Origin of the sequence: Micromonospora purpureochromogenes (assembly GCF_900091515.1) — a bacterium.
Classification (GTDB): domain Bacteria; phylum Actinomycetota; class Actinomycetes; order Mycobacteriales; family Micromonosporaceae; genus Micromonospora; species Micromonospora purpureochromogenes.
The window spans coordinates 5,188,023-5,207,945 of sequence record NZ_LT607410.1 but is presented as its reverse complement, the minus strand read 5'-3'; the positions used below and the strand labels follow the sequence as shown (position 1 = coordinate 5,207,945).

25 protein-coding genes and 1 pseudogene are annotated in these 19,923 nt (G+C 70.1%); 8 read left to right on the top strand and 18 right to left on the bottom strand.

Annotated features, from left to right (window positions below; all coding sequences use genetic code 11):
- Positions 1–112: 112 nt before the first annotated feature.
- Entirely contained in the window at positions 113–370 is a 258-nt protein-coding gene (locus tag GA0074696_RS23650; RefSeq protein WP_088963133.1) for a transcriptional regulator, read from the bottom strand.
- A 53-nt stretch (positions 371–423) separates the two neighbouring features.
- On the opposite strand from GA0074696_RS23650, the gene GA0074696_RS23645 reads away from it, so the two are divergent.
- Positions 424–1,065, top strand: a complete 642-nt coding sequence (locus tag GA0074696_RS23645; RefSeq protein WP_231925131.1) for a hypothetical protein — start codon at positions 424–426, stop codon at positions 1,063–1,065.
- Positions 1,066–1,217: 152 nt separating this feature from the next.
- Here the strand turns inward: GA0074696_RS23645 and GA0074696_RS23640 are convergent, their stop codons facing one another.
- The 5 genes and pseudogenes from GA0074696_RS23640 to GA0074696_RS23620 all read right to left on the bottom strand — a co-directional run bounded on the left by GA0074696_RS23640 (position 1,218) and on the right by GA0074696_RS23620 (position 4,366).
- Positions 1,218–1,967 carry a hypothetical protein gene (locus GA0074696_RS23640; RefSeq protein ID WP_088963132.1) on the bottom strand — a complete coding sequence of 250 codons (750 nt, stop codon included), beginning with the start codon at positions 1,965–1,967 and terminating at the stop codon, positions 1,218–1,220.
- 22 nt (positions 1,968–1,989) lie between these two features.
- Complete coding sequence (locus GA0074696_RS23635; RefSeq protein ID WP_088963131.1) at positions 1,990–2,307, bottom strand: hypothetical protein; 318 nt, start codon at positions 2,305–2,307, stop codon at positions 1,990–1,992.
- A 9-nt stretch (positions 2,308–2,316) separates the two neighbouring features.
- Positions 2,317–2,967 (bottom strand): hypothetical protein, encoded by a 651-nt coding sequence (locus GA0074696_RS23630; RefSeq protein ID WP_088963130.1) that lies wholly within the window; start codon positions 2,965–2,967, stop codon positions 2,317–2,319.
- Positions 2,968–3,300: 333 nt separating this feature from the next.
- Positions 3,301–4,038 (bottom strand): annotated as a pseudogene (locus GA0074696_RS23625) (class I SAM-dependent methyltransferase); the annotation flags it as partial.
- Between the two features lie 133 nt (positions 4,039–4,171).
- The gene (locus tag GA0074696_RS23620) at positions 4,172–4,366 is read right to left on the bottom strand and encodes a hypothetical protein (RefSeq protein ID WP_088963129.1); all 195 of its coding nucleotides are present in this window, start codon (positions 4,364–4,366) and stop codon (positions 4,172–4,174) included.
- Between the two features lie 273 nt (positions 4,367–4,639).
- On the opposite strand from GA0074696_RS23620, the gene GA0074696_RS23615 reads away from it, so the two are divergent.
- Positions 4,640–5,221, top strand: a complete 582-nt coding sequence (locus tag GA0074696_RS23615; protein WP_088963128.1) for an RNA polymerase sigma factor — start codon at positions 4,640–4,642, stop codon at positions 5,219–5,221.
- Complete coding sequence (locus tag GA0074696_RS23610; RefSeq protein WP_088963127.1) at positions 5,218–6,021, top strand: hypothetical protein; 804 nt, start codon at positions 5,218–5,220, stop codon at positions 6,019–6,021. Before GA0074696_RS23615 ends, GA0074696_RS23610 begins: the two co-directional genes overlap by 4 nt.
- A 388-nt stretch (positions 6,022–6,409) precedes the next feature.
- Here the strand turns inward: GA0074696_RS23610 and GA0074696_RS23605 are convergent, their stop codons facing one another.
- From GA0074696_RS23605 to GA0074696_RS23585, 5 genes are all read right to left on the bottom strand, one after another.
- Complete coding sequence (locus GA0074696_RS23605; RefSeq protein ID WP_088963126.1) at positions 6,410–6,817, bottom strand: arsenate reductase ArsC; 408 nt, start codon at positions 6,815–6,817, stop codon at positions 6,410–6,412.
- Positions 6,817–7,002 (bottom strand): hypothetical protein, encoded by a 186-nt coding sequence (locus tag GA0074696_RS23600; RefSeq protein WP_088963125.1) that lies wholly within the window; start codon positions 7,000–7,002, stop codon positions 6,817–6,819. Before GA0074696_RS23600 ends, GA0074696_RS23605 begins: the two co-directional genes overlap by 1 nt.
- A complete protein-coding gene (locus GA0074696_RS23595) occupies positions 6,999–7,745 on the bottom strand; it encodes an aquaporin (protein ID WP_088963124.1) in 747 nt (248 codons plus the stop codon). The genes GA0074696_RS23600 and GA0074696_RS23595 overlap by 4 nt, the downstream gene beginning before the upstream one ends.
- 239 nt (positions 7,746–7,984) lie before the next feature.
- Positions 7,985–8,686, bottom strand: a complete 702-nt coding sequence (locus tag GA0074696_RS23590; RefSeq protein WP_088963123.1) for an arsenate reductase/protein-tyrosine-phosphatase family protein — start codon at positions 8,684–8,686, stop codon at positions 7,985–7,987.
- A 220-nt stretch (positions 8,687–8,906) separates the two neighbouring features.
- A complete protein-coding gene (locus GA0074696_RS23585; RefSeq protein WP_088963122.1) occupies positions 8,907–9,236 on the bottom strand; it encodes an ArsR/SmtB family transcription factor in 330 nt (109 codons plus the stop codon).
- Between the two features lie 84 nt (positions 9,237–9,320).
- Between GA0074696_RS23585 and GA0074696_RS23580 the strand changes: the two genes are divergently transcribed.
- Complete coding sequence (locus tag GA0074696_RS23580; protein ID WP_088964757.1) at positions 9,321–10,409, top strand: flavin-containing monooxygenase; 1,089 nt, start codon at positions 9,321–9,323, stop codon at positions 10,407–10,409.
- Here the strand turns inward: GA0074696_RS23580 and GA0074696_RS23575 are convergent.
- Positions 10,381–10,758 (bottom strand): ArsR/SmtB family transcription factor, encoded by a 378-nt coding sequence (locus GA0074696_RS23575; RefSeq protein ID WP_088963121.1) that lies wholly within the window; start codon positions 10,756–10,758, stop codon positions 10,381–10,383. The two genes, GA0074696_RS23580 and GA0074696_RS23575, sit on opposite strands and share 29 nt — an antisense overlap.
- Before the next feature lie 171 nt (positions 10,759–10,929).
- Here GA0074696_RS23575 and GA0074696_RS23570 point away from each other — a divergent pair, with 171 nt between their 5' ends.
- The 4 genes from GA0074696_RS23570 to GA0074696_RS23555 all read left to right on the top strand — a co-directional run bounded on the left by GA0074696_RS23570 (position 10,930) and on the right by GA0074696_RS23555 (position 14,510).
- Positions 10,930–11,259 carry an ArsR/SmtB family transcription factor gene (locus GA0074696_RS23570; RefSeq protein WP_088964756.1) on the top strand — a complete coding sequence of 110 codons (330 nt, stop codon included), beginning with the start codon at positions 10,930–10,932 and terminating at the stop codon, positions 11,257–11,259.
- Positions 11,259–11,756, top strand: a complete 498-nt coding sequence (locus GA0074696_RS23565; RefSeq protein WP_088963120.1) for a GNAT family N-acetyltransferase — start codon at positions 11,259–11,261, stop codon at positions 11,754–11,756. Before GA0074696_RS23570 ends, GA0074696_RS23565 begins: the two co-directional genes overlap by 1 nt.
- 76 nt (positions 11,757–11,832) lie before the next feature.
- On the top strand, positions 11,833–13,251 hold the full coding sequence (locus tag GA0074696_RS23560) for an FAD-dependent oxidoreductase (RefSeq protein ID WP_088963119.1): 1,419 nt from the start codon (positions 11,833–11,835) through the stop codon (positions 13,249–13,251).
- Positions 13,251–14,510 carry an MFS transporter gene (locus tag GA0074696_RS23555; protein WP_088963118.1) on the top strand — a complete coding sequence of 420 codons (1,260 nt, stop codon included), beginning with the start codon at positions 13,251–13,253 and terminating at the stop codon, positions 14,508–14,510. Before GA0074696_RS23560 ends, GA0074696_RS23555 begins: the two co-directional genes overlap by 1 nt.
- A gap of 47 nt (positions 14,511–14,557) precedes the next feature.
- Here the strand turns inward: GA0074696_RS23555 and GA0074696_RS23550 are convergent, their stop codons facing one another.
- The 6 genes from GA0074696_RS23550 to GA0074696_RS23525 all read right to left on the bottom strand — a co-directional run bounded on the left by GA0074696_RS23550 (position 14,558) and on the right by GA0074696_RS23525 (position 19,784).
- On the bottom strand, positions 14,558–15,334 hold the full coding sequence (locus GA0074696_RS23550; RefSeq protein ID WP_088963117.1) for a sulfite exporter TauE/SafE family protein: 777 nt from the start codon (positions 15,332–15,334) through the stop codon (positions 14,558–14,560).
- Positions 15,331–15,912: a rhodanese-like domain-containing protein gene (locus GA0074696_RS31515; protein WP_088963116.1), complete on the bottom strand. Its 582-nt coding sequence runs from the start codon at positions 15,910–15,912 to the stop codon at positions 15,331–15,333. Before GA0074696_RS31515 ends, GA0074696_RS23550 begins: the two co-directional genes overlap by 4 nt.
- Positions 15,909–17,315, bottom strand: coding sequence for an MBL fold metallo-hydrolase (locus GA0074696_RS31510; protein ID WP_407940619.1), 1,407 nt, complete (start codon positions 17,313–17,315; stop codon positions 15,909–15,911). The genes GA0074696_RS31515 and GA0074696_RS31510 overlap by 4 nt, the downstream gene beginning before the upstream one ends.
- A gap of 221 nt (positions 17,316–17,536) precedes the next feature.
- On the bottom strand, positions 17,537–17,800 hold the full coding sequence (locus tag GA0074696_RS23535) for a metal-sensitive transcriptional regulator (RefSeq protein WP_407940618.1): 264 nt from the start codon (positions 17,798–17,800) through the stop codon (positions 17,537–17,539).
- Between the two features lie 122 nt (positions 17,801–17,922).
- On the bottom strand, positions 17,923–19,431 hold the full coding sequence (mhpA, locus tag GA0074696_RS23530; protein WP_088963115.1) for a bifunctional 3-(3-hydroxy-phenyl)propionate/3-hydroxycinnamic acid hydroxylase MhpA: 1,509 nt from the start codon (positions 19,429–19,431) through the stop codon (positions 17,923–17,925).
- A complete protein-coding gene (locus GA0074696_RS23525) occupies positions 19,428–19,784 on the bottom strand; it encodes a DoxX family protein (RefSeq protein ID WP_088963114.1) in 357 nt (118 codons plus the stop codon). Before GA0074696_RS23525 ends, mhpA begins: the two co-directional genes overlap by 4 nt.
- Positions 19,785–19,923: the final 139 nt, after the last annotated feature.

Sequence of the window (19,923 nt, the reverse complement as noted above, 5' to 3'; positions counted from 1 at the left end):
ATCTGCCGGTTCTCGTTTACGTAGGCCAGAGTCGGCGAGCAGCCCGCTTCCCACGACGTGGGCGACCACCAGCGGCACGATGTCTCCGTAGCCCCGTTTCCGCCGGGTTCAGTCACCGGCGGCGCATGATGGCGTAGACCATCCTGCTGCTGGCGAACTCGGAGACAGTGATGAGTTCCCACCCGAACTGCTCGAGCACTTCGGCCGCCGCCACTGCCTGGGTGACCAGATCGCCGCCGATCCCGTGGTGGGAGACGATGGACAGGAGCCGGTAGGGATACCCGCGCAGGTCGACTTGGTTACCGAGGATCGCGCTGGCGGTGACCGTGCGGATGCGTGTGATCTGTTCCAGGGCTTCACGGGCGCTCATGCCGGCACCATAGCCGCTTGTTGCACGGTCAGTTCCGGGCGGTGACAGCGGGTATGTTCGTGGTCGTGCTGGTGTCGCCCCGTGTTCCCTGCCTGCTTGCTGCACTCGTCGTCATCGTGGTCGCCGGCTGCGACGGCGGCGCGGACCCTCCCACCGCTGTTCCGTCGGCAGAGGCGCAGGCATCCACCGGTGTTCCCAGCGCCTCCACTTCGGCCGGCCGGCCCTCCTACACTGCGGTCAACGTGGACTTGTGTGCGCGTACGGATCTGAGGCCGCTGGCGGACCTCGGTGTGACGGTGACGCGAACCGACCCGAAGCCGCCTGCCGGACGGCCGGGGGCGGCGTGCCTGTTCGAGATGCGCACCAAGGCGGGTTATCAGGCGAACCTGCGTGTGGAGGCGTCCACTCCCTCGACCGCTGAGGAGGCTCGCCTGCTCTACCGGGGTACCCGGCAGGCGACCGGCATGATGCCGGTGGGAGCGGTGGCGAACGTGGGGGAGGAGGCAGAGGCGTTCACGAAGCGGTCCGAGCCGGGGTTCCGGTACGCCGAGTACATGGTGCACGCCCGCAGCGGCAATCTGGTGGTGAAGGTGTGGCTGGCCGTCGGTGCTGACTCCTACACGCCCACGGAAACGCTGGCCGGAAAGTCCCTGACCTTCCTCAAGGCGGCCCAGGCGTCCGTGCCCACCGCATGATGCCGCGGACCTGCGGGTAGCTAGACATGTTGCGTGTCGGGCACGGCGGGTGTCGAGGCCAGGGCGACGCCAGGAGCGCCTGTCCTCCGCCGGCCCCGCCTTCCTGGAGGCGGGTGGAGACCGGCGCCCATACCGGAGCCCTGGGTCGCCTCTCAGCCGCGCACGGCTTGCGGCCACTGACCTCCCGGCAGCTTCGAGTAGTCCCCGACCTGGGTGGCGATGTCCCGCACGTTGCCCAACGCGTCCACGAACCGTTGCCCGATGGTGAGCAACGTGTTCAGGCCGTCGGTCACGGAGTCGCCGACGGACTTCGCGAGGGTGGAGATGGCCCAGGGCAGGTCGATCACGGTGGTCGCCTCGGTCGCTGCCTGCACCAGCTTGCCGGCGAGGCCCGTGACGATCTTCGCTAGTTGGACGGCGTAGTCGACGTTCGCCTTGGCGATCTTGAACAGCCACTGGCTGATGAACTCCGACTTCAGCACGGATTCGTCGACGGCGGCCTTCTGCTTGACGGCCTTGGCGTTGTAGGCGCTCGCCGCGTCGCCGGTCCACTTGGCGAGGTTTTCGTCGACTGGTTCCGTGGTGACGAATGACAGGTCGGAGACGGGCCTCTTCACGTCGTTGACCCACCGGAAGCTGATGTTGATCAACGAGAGCACCGGCAGTTGATGCTCCAGGGCCCGGTCGACCTGGTCGAGGACGGCGTTCAGTGCGCCGCGGGTGGTGTCCAGATTGTGCTTGATCCACCAGAGCGCCGCCGGTCCGAGGAGCCACTTCCACTCCTTGACCTGGTCGACGATCTCGTTGAACTTGCCGACGGCGGTGTCGATGCCCAAGCGGATCTGGTCGAAGGCCATGTTGAACGGCTCGCCGTACTCGAGGTCGGAGGTTCCAGGCTGCATCGGGTGTTCGTGTCCTTCGTCGTCAGGCGGTGTAGATCTTGTTGAGGTCGAGGGCGACAACCTTGTCGGCGCGGTCGTATTCGTCAGCGATGCGCCGGAGCGCTCCGCCGATCTGCTCGAACTCGGTGACGGCGCCGCCGAGGATGTCGATCATGAAGGCGTGGAAGTCCCGGTACGCGACCGAGTGAATGAGGACGTTCGCGTCGCCGATGAAGAAGGCCGAGGCGTCGAGGTGTAACTGCTCGGCTGTGCTCTTGATCGCGGCGACCTGGTCGGACAGCTTCAGCCACTTGCCGCCCTCGTCGCGGACGGCATCGGTGATGACGTTCAGTTCGTTCATGCGTGCACCTCAGGAGCGGTTGCGGACGCGGGCGAGTGTGTAGGTCCCGAACAGGGATCGGGCCTCGAACTGGACCTGGCCCGCATCCATATGTGCGATGCGGGCGACGTCCTGTGTGATGGCGACGATGCTCCCGCCGCGCAGGCGGAGCGTCAGGCAACCGTGTGGGCCGGAGATTGCCTGCTCGGCGTCGACGTTCGGCTCCTGGGCCAACTGTTGGAGATCCGCATCGATCTCGTGCAGCGTGCGCCAGGTGCGACGCAGCCAGAGGTGCTCCTCGTCGGCGTGATCATCTTGATTGGCGTCGGATGCCGGCGTCGTCGGCGGCGTGTCCTGGTCTGTCTGCAACTCCTGTAGTGCTGATGCCTCGAGTGCGGTGTGCAGCGCTGCGGTGTAGGCCTGAAAGAGTGCGTCGGCCAGTCCGCCCACGCCGAGCTGGCTGCGCCAGTTCTGGGCGATGGACACGTCTTCGACGTCGCGGTGTGCGTCGATGAGGACTGTGACGGATCCGGTCCGGTCCTGCCCTGTGTGGGTGCCTGGCGCCTGGCGGCAGTCCGTCTTGAGGTAGGCCTGATGAGCCTGTGTCCGTAACTCGGTGTCGCTGCCGAGGAAGTCGAGGCTTGCCAGGGACAGGCGTGCGCTCCGTCTGTCTCGCTGCATTCGTCCCCCGGGTCTCCTCGTACAACGAGTGTCTGCTGTGGTTCGCCGGTCACGGCGAAGCAGGACCCACCGTACGTGAAGACTGCCGGACCATGGGGTCCGTAGATGCCCGACCCGCGCCGGTGCCGTTGGCCGACATCGCCAGCCCGGTCGACTGACTGGGCACTGGCGGGTCCTGATCGTGCACGACCTCGTCACAAGCGAGGGATCGTCAGTGCGCCTGCCAACGAGGGAGCGGTGGTCGGGGTTTTCAGCCGACCCTTCGACCGATGCGAGTCTGGCCTGGGCCGCCCATGGCTTCGGGCAGCGAAGTCGTACCCGGAGGTGGCGGGTTCAGGCGATGAGCAGGCGAAGGCCAAGCTCTGCTGCATCGAGATCGACGAGGTCGCGGTTGCGGTCTGCCCAGCGCCCTGAGGCGAGGTCATCACGGAGGCTGCGGACTGCCCTCTGCTCGGCGTCCGGCCCGACTCTGGTCCAGACCGATACCCCGCGACGGACGTTCTCGTTTAGGTATGCCTCGGGCCGGCGCCAGTAGGCCTCGAAAAAGCCGTCAACGCAGTCCCACGGGATGAGCACCGGCTCCGCGCGGGCGCCGATCGCGCTGGCCAGCTCGGTCAGCGAAGGTCGATCGACAAGGAGGTCCGCGACCTCAGGAAGGTAGTCGCGAGTAAGCCAGAACCGACGAAGCCATCCGGTGTCACTGGTGTCGTGCGTGAACACCACCACGCGGCGAGCAACGCGCCGCATCTCGCGCAGGCCCGCGATCGGGTCCTGCCAGTGATGGATGGTGGCAAAAGCCATCGCTGCGTCGAAGGACTGGTCCTCGAACGGAAGGCTCTCCGCGGCGGCAGCCACGCACGGCACTGCGCCTGCGGGGCGCTGCGCACGCATGAGTGCGGACGGTTCCACCGCAATGACGTCACGGTCGGCGGGCTCGTAGGAGCCGGTGCCAGCCCCGACGTTCAATACCGTCCGCGCATCGCCGAGCGCAGCCCAGACCCTTGCGGCGATCCGCGGCTCGGTGCGCCGCGTCACGGTGTAAGTGGCTCCGATGGTGTCGTACAACTGCGCGCTGGACATTTCGCCGCCTCCCTGGCAGTCACCAGCCCCACACCGCGCATGGGGCCTGGCGTCGCTGCCCTGGAAAGTAGGTCACGGGCGCACTATTTCACCAGAAGCACCTTCACCGAGTCGCGAGACGTCCTCAGCCTTCGAGGATCCCGAGGTGGCCCCCGCAGCACAGCAGGACGACGCCACCGAGGGCCAGGAAGAACGCCCACATGAGCGCGTCGCCGAAGCCGTCGCCGCTGCCCTCGAACGCCGCGACGATGCCCAGCAGGAGCAGGATGACGGCGATGCCCAGCAGCACCCAGCCGAAGGTAGCGAGTCCGTCGCTCACGACCGCACCTCCTGGCCCCAGAGACGTATGTCGATATCAGCGTAGGGGAGTGGTCAAGCGTTGCGGTCGCGGCGGCCGACGTCCCACGGCCACCACATATGGCGTCCGCCCTTGAGGCGGGATGTCAGGTCCACTTGACGTGGCAGGCCGGGCGGCGGCCCGCTGCCCAGGAGGGCGGATCGACGGCCTACGGGATGGCGCCAGGCGTCGTGTGTTGCCGTCGGTGTTCGAGGAGGTCTGCAACAGGTTCGCCCCAGCCGGCGATAGTGAGGTGTGACAAGCCAGATACAACCGTCTGACCAAGATCTGTGGTCGGCTATCGCAGCCGGTGACGAGATCGCCTTCGGCCGGCTTTTCGACCGGTATGCCCGGGCGGTGTACAACCACGCGTTCCGGCTCACCGGCTCTTGGACCCTGGCGGAAGACGTTACGCAATCGACCTTCCTGGTCGCGTGGCGTAGGCGCGGTGAAGCAGGCCTGGTTGACGGGTTGGCGTTGCCTTGGCTGCTGGTGGTCGCTACCAATACGACCCGTACTGAGTGGCGTTCCGCCCGGCGGTGGTTGGCAGCCCTGCGTAGGTTGCCGCCGGAGCGGGAGGCTGACGTAGACCCGGCCAGCGACGTAGCCGCGCGGCTCGATGACGAACGGCAGATGACCAAGATCCTGGCGGTGGTCCGCCGACTGCCTCGCGCAGAACGCGAAGCGGTTGCCCTGTGCCTGTGGTCCGGTGTGCCGTACGGCGAGGCGGCGACAGTCCTCGGAATCAGCGAGGGTGCGGTCCGTTCGCGCGTGAGTCGCGCACGAGCCCGGCTGGCACGGATGGTCACTGACGACAACAAGGAGGATGCGCGATGAAAGACATTCTCGACGCGCCTGTCGAGCGGGATCTGCCCCCCGACAAGGCGGCGCGGATGCGGGCGGATCTGATGACGTCAATCCACCGGCCGCGGCCCCGCACGGCGAGGCGACTCGGGATTGCCGCTACGGTGGCGGCCGCAGCGGTGGTGGCCGGCGTCGCGGTGGCGCCGAACGGCGACGGTGTGCAGTACCTGGCGATGGGTCCGGACGAGCTGTCACCGACGCTGCGCCAGGCGATGGAGCAGTGCCTGTCGTGGAACGCGCAGCACGAGCGGTTTCCGGTGTCGATGGACCAGCTGGCCGTGGCCGCTGAACAGGACCACCATGCCGTGGCGCTGTTCATGACGGAGACCGGCTACTTCACCTGTGATGTCTCGATGTCGCCAGGTGAGGAGGTCACCGGGGGTACCAGCGGGGAACGGGACTGGCCACAACGGGACTGGTTGCCCGGCCCGGTCCAGCCACTCCTACTTACGTCGACCGAAATCAACGGCGGTGACGTCGCCGTGACTGGCCGGGTCAGCGCTCGGGTGCATCGGCTGGTGCTCGACCACGGCGACGGGCACACGACGGCGGCCCGGCTGACTGGCGGCGTATTCGGCCTGCTCACCGAGGGTGCCAACGTTAACAAGGACGCTGAGCTGGTCAGCTATGACGCCAGCGGAACCGAGATCGGCCGCCGTCTGCTGTTTCGTCCGTCAGACGAGTTCGACAACTGCTACGCCGACTCATCCGGCACCCTCGTCTACGGCAAGACTGGCACTGACTGCCGACCCGCCGAGCGCTGGAATCGATAGGCAAGCTCTGCAACCCCATGCCGTGGCCGGGCGACCTACGTCGTGGACGGACTGGTCGTCACGACCGCCGCCACCCCGGACGGCTCAATCGAGGTGTACGCCGGAAGCCGGCACCGGTCGGCGCTCCGCCGGCTACGCGATCCGGGCTTCGCCTGGGAACGGTTCGACGGCGGCAGGGCCGCAATTGCCGCGACCCGGCCAGGAAGGCAGCCCGGAGGTAGCGATACCACCGGCCGCTGACACCATCCGGCAGTAGGCGGGCGGCCGACTACGACGACACGGACTTCGTTGAATCCGACGTGGGCTGGCCCGCGCCGTACTGGCAAGAGTGGTGCTCGATGTGCAGCCGCCCGCCGACGGCGTTCGGCGGGCGGCACGGGAGACGGGGTCAGGCGGTGCCGCGCAGCTCGGTGAGCAGCTGCTCCACTCGGCTGCGGATCTCGTCGCGGATGGGGCGCACGGCTTCGACGCCCTTGCCGGCCGGGTCCTCGAGCTTCCAGTCCTCGTACCGCTTGCCAGGGAAGATCGGGCAGGCGTCACCGCAGCCCATGGTCACGATGACGTCCGAGGATTCGGCCGTCTCGTACTCGAGGAGCTTGGGGGTCTGGTCGGTGATGTCGATGCCGACCTCCCGCATGGCCTCCGCGGCGGCGGGGTTGACCGTCTCGGCGGGGGCGGAGCCGGCGGAGCGAACCTCGACGGCGTCGCCGGCGAGGTGGCGCAGCCAGCCGGCGGCCATCTGGGAGCGGCCGGCGTTGTGCACGCACACGAACAGGACGCTGGGCTTGTCGGACATCAGGAGCCTTCCTTGCAGTACGGCTCGCAGGGCCGGTTCACCGGCGCCTCCGAGTGGGCTGTGGGCAGGGACCGGGCAGGGTCGCTGTTGCGGTCGAGCACCCGGTAACGGCCGGCCGGACGCGGCGGATTGACCAGGGCGCGATAGGAGTCGTCCGCGCCACCGTGCGCCGGGTTGGTGCTCATGGGCGCTGGTCGAGCGCCGGGTCGCGCTCGTCGGTAGGCACGACCACCTGGTCTGCGGCTTGCCCGGCGTCGGGGTAGAGCGCGGCCAGGAGACCGATTCCCACGGTGAGGCCGACGATCTGGGCGACGATGAAGCCGGGCACGGACGCGGGGGCGATGCCGGCGAAGGTGTCGGTGAACGCCCGCCCGATCGTGACCGCCGGGTTGGCGAACGAGGTCGACGAGGTGAACCAGTACGCGGCGCCGATGTAGGCACCGACCGCGGCGGGGGCGACGGGGGCGCGCCCGGAGCGGGCCAGGGCGAAGATCAGCAGGATCAGGCCGGCGGTGGCGACGATCTCGCCGAGCCAGAGGTGCCCGGCGGTGCGGTCCTTGGCGGAGAAGTCGACGGCGGCCAGGTCGAACATCAGGTTTGCCAGGATCGACCCGCCGATCGCTCCGGCGACCTGGGCGGCGACGTAGCCGCCGAGGTCCCGGCCGGTCAGCCCGGTGCCGGCGCGGCGGCCGAGGAACCAGTCGGCGGCGGAGACGACCGGGTTGAAGTGGCCCCCGGAGACGGGTCCGAAGATCAGGATCAGCGCGCCGAGAGCGAACGCGGTGGCGATCGAGTTCTCCAGCAGCTGGAGGCCGACGTCGCCGGGGGAGAGCGCGGTGGCCATGATGCCGGAGCCGACCACGGCGGTGACCAGCAGGGCGGTACCGGTGAACTCTGCCAGCAGGCGCCGCCAAAGTGCGATGGTCATCAGTCTGTACTCTCCCGTTGCAGTGAGGTCCCGAGCCGCTTGTGGGCCGGGGGCGAGGGTTGTCGCTGGCGGGGACGTGCAGCTCGTCGAGGAGCCGGCGGACGCGGCGTTCGATCTCGTCGCGGATCGGCCGGACCTCGGAAAGGGCTCAGGCCAGCGGGGTCGTCGTCAAGGTCCCCGTTCCGGTGTACAGGCGAGCTGCTGGTCGACGGAGAGGTCTTCACGCAGGTACGCGCTTGTCAGTCATGGTGATCTCCCGAACTCATGGCGGGGGTCACGACGGGGGCGACCCGCTCGACGCGTGCGGCCAGGTCGGCGAACGCCGCCTCGAACGCGGCATCGGTGTCCAGCCGGACCGGGTCGGGCACGGACCAGTGCAGCCGAGGCCGGACCGGTCCGGTGAGTTCCTCGTGGGCGTTGTCGCAAACGGCGATGACGAGGTCGTCATCCCGCACGATGTCCGCGACGTGAGAGGTGCCGGTCGGGTTCAACTCCAGCCCATGTCGCTGAGCCACAGCTACAGCACGGGGATGAACCCGATCTGCGGGCTTCGTCCCCGCGGACGCCGTCGAGGTGTGGGTGCGGTCGGACCAGATGGCGGCGGCGAGCTGCGAGCGGGCGGAGTTGTGGGTGCAGACGAACACCACCCGGCCCACCCCGGCCAGCGGCGCCGGGGTGAGCGTCGCCAGGGCCGCCGGCCGCAACCGGAGGTAGGTACGACGACGGTCTCCCTCCGACCGGCCACGGACCACCAGGCCGGCCTCGGTGAGGACCTTGACGTGATGGGCAACCAGATTCGTCGGCATCCCCAGGTCGGAGGCGATCTCGCCAGGGGAAGCATCACCCAGGGTGAGCGCGTCCACGATCGCCAGCCGCGCCGGATCGCCGAGCGCGGCGTGAATCCGAGCGCGCCCGTGCAGAGCTGCAAGGTCAGTAGCCATTGACTCAATGATTACTGAGTTAACCTGCGAACGTCAAGCGGAAGAAGCCATCGGTCGGGTGGGGTGCTCGCAGACGCGCCCGGCCCGGCGGAAGCCGGGGTTGGGTCACGCCGTTGCCTGAAATCGAGCGGCTGGCTCGTGCGCGCCCGACTCGCCCAGGGGGCCGCCCATCTGGTGGGGCAGGGGAGCCGGCGTTGCCGGCTCCGCGTCGAGGCCGCGGTCAGCAGCAGGTCATCAGGTACGACTGCAGCTTGGCCAACGCCGCGACGGCCCCGTCGCGGTCGGCCCGGTAGTACACGGTCTTCCCGTCGCGCCGCGACGTCACCACGCGCCCGCGGCGCAGCAGGGTCAGCTGTTGCGACGCCGTGGCCTGACTGATCCCCGTGCGCTCGGCCACTTGCCCGACCGACAGCTCGGCACCTCCCGCGAACAGCAACATGATCCGCTGTCGCGTCGGGCTGCCCAACGCCTTGAGAAACTCCTGCGTGTCCAGCGCCAGCCCTGGCAGTCCGGCGCCGGGCGCGACCGCGGGCGACTCTGGCTCATCCATGCTTCCCAGCTTTCCGCAGCATTGTCATATTGTCATTCAACGAAACGACAATATGATGGTCATGTGACCACCTCTTCCGAACCCGTGATCATCGTCGGCGGCGGCCAGTCGGGCCTCGCCGCCGCTCGCGCTGCGCTCTCCGTCGGCCTGCGCCCCGTCGTTCTGCAAGCGGGCGTCGAGACGATCGGGTCCTGGCCCGACTACTACGACAGCCTCACTCTGTTCTCCCCGGCCCGATACAGTGCGCTGCCCGGCATGGCGTTCGGCGGTGCGGACCCCGACCGCTACCCCACCCGCGACGAGGTTGCCGCTTACCTGCGCCGCTACGCCGGCAGCCTTGATGCCGACATCCGCACCGGCGTCCGCGTCACCGCCGTGCACCCGCGCCGGGGCGCCGGGTACGTGGTTCGCACGGACACCGGTGACGAGATCCCTGCGGCGGGTGTCATCGCCGCCAGTGGCTCCTTCGGCAACCCGTATCTTCCGGTACTTCCCGGTCGGGAGGACTACGCCGGCGAAGTGCGGCACGTCGCGCACTACCGGCGGCCCGAGCCGTATGCCGGCAAGCGGGTCGTCGTCGTCGGCGCCGGCAACTCCGCCGTCCAGGTCGCCCACGAACTGGCGTCGCACGCGCGGGTCACGCTGGCCACCCGGGCACCGATCCAGTTCGTGCCGCAGCGCATTCGCGGCCGGGACCTGCACCACTGGCTCCACGTCACGGGCGCGGACCGGCTTCCACGGGCGGTGCTGACCCGCCTCGTCCGGCACGCCGCCGTGCTCGACACCGGCGTCTACCGCGAGGCCATCGCCTCCGGACTTTTAGCCCGCCGGGAGATGTTCACCGCCCTCGCTCCCGACGGGGTCATCTGGGCCGACGGCAGCTTCGAGGTGGTTGACGCGGTGATCCTCGCTACCGGCTACCGCCCGAATCTCGACTATCTGGCCCCGCTCGGGACCTTGGAGCGCGGGATGCCGCGGCAGGTCGCCGGCGTCTCCACCACCCACCCCGGGCTGGTTTACCTGGGGTTGGAGTTCCAGCGCTCGTTCTCGTCGAACACCTTGCGCGGGGTCGGACGCGACGCCGCTCATGTCGTCGCCGCCTTGGCCGAGCGTGTGCCCGGCGCAACGCCGCGCCGGCGGTGGCTTACCGGGCGGCTGCCGGTTCGACGGTGAGCAGCGCGGCGAGTTGGCGCAGGATGGCCGGCCGGGCCCGGTAGTACACCCAGGTGCCCCGGCGCTCGGCGTCGACCAGCCCTGCTTCGCGCAGCGTCTTCAGGTGATGCGAGATCGTCGGACCGGTGAGATCGAAGGTGGGGGTGAGGTCGCAAACGCAGGCCTCACCGCCCTCGGCGGAGGCGATCATCGACATCAGCCGTAGCCGTACCGGGTCGCCGAGGGCTTTGAACGCGGGCGCGAGCAGCGCGGCGGTCTCGGCCGGTACGCGCCGCTCCGCCAGGGGAGGGCAGCAGGGGGTGTCGGCGGTCAGGTCGACGAGGGTGAGCGGCGTCGTTTGCTTCGACATTTCTCTAGGTTGACATCTCTCTAATCAACGTGCAAGTCTCTACTTCGACGGACGTCAAGACAGGCGTCTCGGGAAGGGGGTCGCCATGTTCAGGTTCATCCGTGGACCGAAGTTTCCGGGAGCCTGTTAGGCTTTATCGCCTATCGGCGATAGACGATTAAGGACGTGGCGATGGCGGACGAGTTGCTGGATCGGACGACGGCGCAGACGTATGCGTCGTGGTTCCGGGCCCTCGCGGACCCGACCCGAGTGCAGATCGTGGAGTACCTGGCCCGCCATGCCCGGCCGATGAGCGTGGGGGAGATCGTCACGGCGGTCGGGTTGGCCCAGTCCACCGTCTCCCAGCACCTCAAGATCCTTACCGAGGTGCGGTTCGTGCTGGTGGAGCCGGCCGGAACGGCCCGCCACTACCGGATCAACGACGCGTGTGTCGGCTGCTTTCCGTCCGCCGCCGACGTCGTCATGGGCCGACCCGCCCCCAGTCCGAACGGAGGCTGCTGATGGCCGACATCACCGTCCGTGTCATGGTCGCCAGCGACGCCGACCGGGTCCTGGCGATCTACCAGGCGGGCCTCGACGCCGGCAACGCCAGCTTCGAGACCACCGCGCCGACCTGGGCGGCGTTCGACGTCGCGAAGCTGCCCGAGCACCGCTTCGTGGCCGTCGACGGCGACGACAACCTGCTCGGCTGGATTGCCGTTTCGCGTACCTCGAATCGGGCCGTCTACGCGGGGGTGGTCGAGCATTCCGTCTATGTGGACCCGGCCGCGCAGGGCCGGGGCGTCGCCCGGCTGCTGCTGCGGACCCTGATCGCCTCCACCGAGGCCGCCGGCATCTGGACGATCCAGTCCGGCGTCTTCCCGGAGAACAGCGCCAGCCTCGTCCTGCACGAGCGCGCCGGGTTCCGCGTCGTCGGCGTGCGTGAGCGGGTCGGACGGCACCACGGCCGCTGGCGGGACGTCGTCCTGCTGGAGCGCCGCAGCCCCGCCATCACCTGACGAGCACCGGCCCAGAGGACCCGGGCCGCCGTCCACCTATTTGATTCGACAGCTATCTACACAGAGGAGTCACCCGATGAGGACCCTGGACAACCTTCCCGTCGTGGTCATCGGCGCCGGCCCGGTGGGGCTGGCCGCCGCCGCGAACCTGCACGAACGCGGCATCGCCTTCACCGTCCTGGAAGCCGGCGACTCCGCCGGCGCCGCCGTACGGCAATGGGGACACGTGCGGGTGTTCTCTCCATGGCGATACGACATCGACCCCGCTGCCCGCCGCCTCCTGGACGACGCCGGCTGGGTCGCTCCGGACCCCGAGGCACTGCCCACCGGCGCGGAACTCGCCGCCGACTACCTCCAGCCCCTGGCCGAACTGCCGCAGCTCAAGCCACACCTGCGCTACGGCGCGCGGGTGGAGGCGATCAGCCGTCTCGGCCTGGACCGGCTGCGCACCGCCGGCCGCGAGCACACGCCGTTCCTGATCCGCCTCGCCGACGGTGACGAGGTCCTGGCCCGAGCGGTGATCGACGCCTCCGGCACCTGGGGCACCCCCAACGTTCTGGGCGCCTCCGGCCTGCCCGCCCGCGGCGAGGCCACCGTCGCCGCGTTCCTGGAGCACGCGCTGCCGGACGTGCTCGGCACCGACCGGGACCGGTTCGCCGGCCGGCACACCCTGGTCGTGGGCGCCGGCCACTCGGCGGCGAACACCCTGCTGTCCCTGGCGGAACTGGCCGCCGGCGAGCCGGGCACGGAGGTGACCTGGGCGATCCGGACCGCCTCACCGGCGCGCACCTACGGCGGCGGAGACGCCGACGCCCTGCCGGCGCGCGGCGCGCTCGGCTCCCGACTGCGCGCGCACGTCGACGCCGGCCGGATCCGGCTGCTCACCGGCTTCTCCGTGCACGCCCTCACCCCGACCGACGGCCGGGTGAGGGTGCTCGTGCGCCACGCCGACGGCGGCGAGGAGTCGATCACGGTGGACCGCATCGTCGCGGCCACCGGCTTCCGCCCGGACCACTCGATCGCCTCCGAGCTGCGCCTGGACCTCGACCCCGTCATGGGCGCCACCCGGGCCCTCGCCCCGCTGATCGACCCCAACGAGCACTCCTGCGGCACCGTCCCCCCGCACGGCGTGGACCAGCTGTCCCACCCGGAGGTCGGCTACTACGCAGTGGGCATGAAGAGCTACGGCCGCGCGCCGACGTTCCTCATGGCCACCGGCTACGAGCAGGTCCGCTCGGTCGTCGCCGCTCTCGCCGGCGACTGGGACGGCGCCCGTGACGTCCAGCTCGACCTGCCCGAAACCGGCGTCTGCAACAGCAACCCTGCCGACTCCGCGACCGGCGACAGCTGCTGCGGGCCGGCCCCGACCGGCGAGCCGGCAGCGCGCGGGCTCGCCACCGGCATCACCGGTGGCCTGCTGTCCGCGCCGCTGAGCCTGGTCACCCTCGACGCCGCCCCCGCGGGCGGCCAGACCGGTGGCTGCTGCGGCAGCTGATGCCCACCACCACGACGGTGCCCGCCGACCCCGCGGTCGGCGGGCACCAGGCCCACGGCTGGCGGATCGTCGCCGCCCTCGCCATCACCTGCACCGTCGGCTACGGCACCCTCTACTACGCCTACGCCGTCCTGCTGCGCCCGATGGCCGTCGCCCTCGGCGCCTCCACCACCGCCGTGACCGGCGCGCTGACCGCCTCGGTCCTTGCTGGCGCGGTCATGGCCGTCCCGGTGGGACGGTGGCTCGACCACCACGGCGGACGCGCGCTGATGACCGCCGGTTCGGTCACCGCCACCGCCCTGCTCGTGGCCTGGTCGCAGGTTCACTCCATCGCTCAGCTCTACGCCGTCATGATCGGCATCGGGATCACCGGCGCGATGGTGCTCTACGAGCCCGCCTTCGCCGTCGTCGTCTCCTGGTTCACCCCGGACCGACGCGCCACGGCCCTGTTGGCTGTCACGATCGTGGCCGGGTTTGCCAGCACCATCTTCATGCCGCTGACCGGCCTGCTGGCCGAACACCTCGGCTGGCGCGGTGCGCTGCTCGTCCTCGCCGTCATCCACGGCGTGGTCACCGTGCCCCTGCACGCGCTCACCATCCGCCGGCGCCCGTCGTCGGCGACGACGGCCCTTGCCGGGCCGACACCACCGGATCCCGCCCAGCGGCGGGCGATTGCCAAGGCCGCGATGCGGGATCCCAGGTTCTGGATCCTGGCCGGTACCTTCATCGCCCAGGGTGCGGCGACCAGCACCATGACCGTTCACCTCGTCGGCTACCTGACCAGCCGCGGCCACCCCGCCACCTTCGCCGCCACCGCCACCGGCCTGCTCGGCGTCCTGTCGGTCACCGGCAGGCTCATCCTCACCGGCGCCCGCCGGCGTCTACCCATCCCCACCATCGTGGCCGCCGTCTTCGCCACCCAGGCCGGCGCTGTCCTCGCGATGCCGCTGCTCGCCGGCACCCGCACCGGCGCCGTCATCACCGTCGTCGGCTTCGGACTCGGCTTCGGCATCACCAGCCTCGCCACCCCAGCTCTGCTCGCCGACCGTTACGGCGCCACCGCCTACGCCACCATCGCCGGACGACTCGCCGCCCCGGTCACCATCGCCAAAGCCACCGCACCCCTCGCGGCGGCGATCCTCCTGCACACCGCCGGCGGATACACACCGCTGCTCACCGCCGTCGCCATCAGCTGCGCACTCGCCGCCGTCGGCATGACCACCCGAGGGAAGATCCCTGCGCCGCACCTGAGGCGGTAACCACCGCTGCCTGTTGTTCCGTGACCGACAGTCAGGGCGTCAGGGAGTCAGTTGGCGGGTGGGTTGATGACGGCCTGGATGACGACGAACCCGGCGATGACCAGGACGAGGTAGGCAAAGGCGCGGCTGAGGTGCCGAGCCGGTAGCCGAGCGGCGATTCGTCCGGCGGTGAGGGAACCGATGATCGCGGCGGCGGCGAATGCCCCGGCGATGCGGTAGTCGAGGGCGGCGTCGCCGACGTGGGCAGCGAACCCGGCGGCGGAGTTGATGACGATGATGACCAGCGACGTGCCGACCGCGGCGGGCATGGGCAGGCCGAGCAGGAGTACCAGGACGGGGATGAGGAGGAACCCGCCGCCGACGCCGAACAGGCCGGTGAGAAAGCCGACTGCGATGCCGGCACCGACAGATTTGGGCAGGCAGCCGCGCCAGTTGACGCCGCCGCCGGGCAGGGCACAGTCGCCGCCGGCTTCGCCCTCATCCCGCAGCATCCGGATCGCGGCAGCGACCATGAGCACGGCGAACCCGATCAGGACGATCCGGGAATCGAGCAGCCGGTTGACCGCGGCGCCGGCGAACGCGCCCGCCACCCCTGCGACGCCGACGATTCCAGCGATGCGCCAGCGGATCTGCCGGGCGCGTAGCCGGGGCAGCAGCGCGGTGGCCGAGGAGATCCCCACGACCAGTAGCGACGTCGGCACGGCTGCGCTCAAGGACATGCCGGTGCAGTAGACCAGGGCGGGGACGGCGAGGATGGACCCGCCGCCCCCGAGCAGGCCGAGCAGAATGCCGATGAGCGCGCCGAGGCCGAGGGCGGCGGTCACGGCCGTGGACCGGCCAGGGCCGCGACGACGCCGTCAAGGTCGGTACGGGGACCGCGGTTGTAGGGCAGCTTGGACAACAGCATCCCCATCGCGCAGGTGTTGGACAGAGCGGCGAAGGTCAGGCCCGCGCCGATGAACGCGGCGACCCATTTCGCCGGGGGGAACACCACGCTGGCCAACACGGCCACGAGCACGATGGACCCGGCGGTGAGGCGTACCTGGCGTTCGAGATCCCAGCGGGCCCTGCCCGTGCAGATCGGCGCGCCGACGGCCTGCCAGGCGGTGATGCCGCCGTGCAGCACACGCACGTTCGGCAGGCCGGCGGCGGCGAGTGCCGCTTCGGCGGTGGCGGCGCGCTGCCCGGATCGGCAGACGAGCACGACCTGTTCGTCGAGGTGCGCGCGGAGTTCATCGCGGTGTTCGCGCAGCAGGTCGAGGGGCACGTTGTAAGAGCCGGGGATGTGCGCGGTCTCGAACTCGCCCGGGGAGCGAACGTCGATCAGGCGTGGGGCGCTGCCGGTGGCGATCAGGTGTTGCAGGTCGGTGGCCTGGATGATGGCCGGGGTGCCGGTGGTCACGCGTTCTCCTTGCTGGTGATGATGGTCAGGCCCGCGTCGGCGGCGTTGGCGTAGGCGTCGTCGACGTGCACCACGGTGCGCCCGGCACGTTGCAGCAGGCTGGTCGCCGCGGCGGCGCGGTAGCCGGAGCCGCAGTGCACCCACACCGTGCCGGCGGGCACGTCGGCGAGGCGGTGCGGCAGGTCGGGCAGCGGGATGTGCGCGGCGCCCTCGATGTGCCCGGTGCGCCACTCGTTGGTCATTCGGACGTCGAGCAGCGCCTCGGGTGCGGGCAGGCCGTGCGGGACGGCTCCGTCGCGGGCGGCGGCCAGGTCGTGGAACGTGGCGGTGGTGAGCTTGGCCAGGCGGGTGTCGTCGCCGGCGGCCCAGTCGTCGGGGTGGCCGGTGGCCGCGGCGGCCGGCCGGTCGATGCCGATGCGGGCGAGTTCGCGTTGGGCGTCGGCGACCTGCTGCTCGCTCTCGCCGAGCAGGGTGATGGGCGTCCCCCATGGGGCCATCCAACCGAGCCAGGTCGACATCGGCCCGTCCAGGCCGAAGCTCAACGTGCCGGTCAGGTGCCGGTGCGCGAACGCCTTCCGCGAGCGCAGGTCGACCACCCACTCGCCGGCGGCGATACGCTCGGCGAGTTCCGCGGCGTCGGCGCGGCGGGCCGGAGTCAGGTCGATCAGGTCGGCGCCGTCGGTGTTGCGGGCACCCATGTGCGCGTAGTACGCCGGATAGGCGTCCAGCCCGGCGAGGGTCTCGGCGATGAACGCGTCGGCTTCCAGGCGCAGCGCCGGGTTCACCTCCCGCTCACGGCCGATCGTGGAGTCCGGGGCGTCGGACTGGGTGGCGGAGCAGAAACTGCCGAACCCGTGCGTCGGCCAGACGTGAGCGCCGTCGGGCAGCAGGTCGGCGAGCCGGCGCACCGAGTCGTGCTGATGCTCGGCCAAGGTGTGAGCGTGCTGCTTGCCGAGCAGGTCGGTACGCCCGGTGGTGCCGAACAGCAGCGACCCACCGGTGAACACCCCCTGCGGCCCGTCCGGCCCGTACAGGACGTAGGACAGGTGGTGGAACGTGTGCCCGGGGGTGGCGACCACACCGATCCGCATCGTGTCGGACACGGTGACCTCGTCGCCGTCGGCGACCGGCAGCCGGTCGAAACCGACCGTGTCTGCGCCGGCCACCAGGTACGTCGCGCCGGTCAGCCGGGCCAGCGCCAGGCCGCCGGAGACGTAGTCGTTGTGCAGGTGCGTCTCGGCCACATGCGTGATCCGCACCCCGAGCCGGCCCGCGAGGGCCAGCACCCGGTCGATGTCGCGCTGCGGGTCCACCACGACCGCGACCTGCCCGTCGTGGGCCAGGTAACTGCGGTCACCCAGCGACGAGGTCTCCACGACCTCCACCTCGATGCCAGTCATCATCGTCTCCACTCCTGAATTCCGGTTGTCGTTGCTGCGCTCGCTCACCGGGTAGCGCCTTGCTCGACCGGGTGGCCGGCCTGCACCCAGGCCTGACCGATCTCTCGAACCGTCACAGGCAGACTCACTCCTCGTGGGTATACCCCGGGGGGTATGTGTTGAGCAGACTCGTGTGAGGTCGGCAGGCGGCAAGACCCCGCCGAAGCGGGGTGCCACACGTCAGGTCAGGACAAAGCCATGAACAGCTTCTCCAGCTGCTCCTCGGTCATCGGCGGCTGCTCGCCGCGCTCGCGCGCCTGCTGGCATTGCCGCATCCCGGTCGAGATGATTTTGAACCCAGCCTTGTCCAGGGCGCGCGACACGGCCGCGAGCTGGGTCAACACCCGCTCGCAGTCGTCACCGTTCTCGATCATGGCGATCACCGCGCCCAACTGTCCGTTCGCGCGCTTCAACCGCGTCAACGCGTCCGACAGCACCTTGGCGTCCATCTCCACGTCGCCCACCTCCACGACTCAGCATACCCCCGGGGGTACCCATCGCCAGGTGGAACAACTCACGCACAGTTTGCCTCCGCCAAGCCCGCACACCCCCCAGCGCCATCGCGCCTCGGTCATCCACCACCCCGGCGGACAGCGTCGATCGTCTGGGGAAGCAGTCGGCGGCTGGCCTGGAAAACGGTGCCGTCGGGGCGGACGACGGCTGCGCGAGCAGCGCCCGTCCGCAACCATCGGTGCAGTTCGCTGCCTCGGTGGGCCACGATCAGGACCGCTCCACGCCGTTCGATGTCGGCGCGTTGTGCGGCGGACGGCTCGATGGACGTCACGATTGCGAACCGGCCGGCGGCCAGGTCGTCGAAACGCCGATCGCCGTCGACGACCGCGTTCGGGCACAGCCTGCCCGCGAGGCCGCGGCGAAGCCGTGGCCGCACCACGAGGTCGGAGCGGTGCAGCGGGGGTGTCCGGCTGTCCGTGGCCAGGTCCGTGAGGCCTGGTACGAGGTGCAGCCGCGGCGCCACGGCGCGACGGATGACATTGCCGAACTCGCCGCCGGCCGTCATTGCCGTACCGATGAACTTCGCCAGCTTGATCATGGCCCGGGCGTGGTGCTTGCGTTCGATCTCGTACGTGTCGAGCACGCTCTCGGTGAGGGCCCCGTCGAGCACGCCGGCGAGCTTCCAGGCCAGGTTCATCGCGTCGCGCAGCCCGGCACACATGCCCTGCCCGATGAAGGGTGGGGTGAGGTGGGCGGCGTCGCCGAGCAGGAACACCCGCCGGTCGCGCCACCGGTCGGCGACCTGCGCACGGAAGGTGTACCCGGCGACGCGGATGACCTTCAGCTCCGCGACGGGGATGTCCCCGGTCCACCGTGAGATCAACGGGTGCAGCCGGGCCATGTCGCGGTAGTCGTCGGCGGCCTCGCCGCGCGTCAGCTGAAACTCCCAGCGGTAGCGGGTCTTCCCGACCCGCATGTAGGTGCCGGCGCGGGCCGGGTCGGCGAGCTGGTGCACGCCCTCCCACTGGCCGAGGTCGGCCTCCGTCACCACGTCGATGACGAGCCAGCGTTGCGTGAAGCCCAGGCCCTGCATGGCGGCGCCGATCGAGGCCCTGGACAGGCTGTTCGCACCGTCGCACCCCAGGACGTACGCCGCCCGGACGGACTCCTGCTCTCCCGTGACAGTGTCGGTGACGTCGATTCGCACCCCGCCGGCGTCCTGGGTCAGCGCGGTGACCTCGGCGTTGCCACGGAACGTGACGGTGCCGTGCTGCTTGAGATTTCGGCGGAGGATCGTCTCCAGTTCCGGTTGGTCGAACATGCTCCCCTGGGGGTAGCCGTGCCGGCCCGGCGCCGTGTCGCGCCGGAACTCGGCCAGCACCCGCATGTCCCGGTCGAGGAGGCGCAGACCCTGGTGCGGCCGGGAGATCGCGGCGAACTCGTCCCGGAGGCCGAGCCGCGCCAGGATGCGGTGGACCTCGTCGTCGAGGGCGACGGCACGGGGCTGGGGATAGATCGACTCCCAGCGCTCGAGGATCAGGCCCTCGACGCCGTACTGGGCGAGCAGCGTCGCGGCGGTGAGCCCGGTGGGCCCCGCGCCGACGATCACCACGGGAACCGTCCTCATCGGGCCGATACGGGGTGGAGGGCGAGGTACCCGGCGACGAGGAGTCCGCAGACGAGGGCCGGGGCGTACTTCTGCGGGCCGTCTCCCTTGCGCAGGTGGACGACGAGGGCTCCGCCGAGCAGGAGCAGCAGCCCGGCGCCGGCGAGGGCGCCGATCAGCGGCTCGGCCAGGCCGATGAGCAGTCCGACCGCCCCGGCGACCTCGAGCACGCCGAGCCGGCGATAGGCGGCGACGGAGAAACCGGCCTCGGTGGCCAGCTCACGCATGCGCGGCAGGGCGAGGATCTTGGCCGTGCCGAGGGCGAGGAAGATCAGGGCGAGCAGCACCGCGAGGATGCCGGCAGCGAGCGTCATGACACAACAACCAATCGCCATTCAATGGCATAACGGCCCAGGATGGCCTTGATGGCAGAGCATCGCCTCCTGTTGCGCAAGTCGATGCCGGCATGCCGGCAGGGTGGCTCACCCTGCCGGCACAGCCTGGACAAGGAGA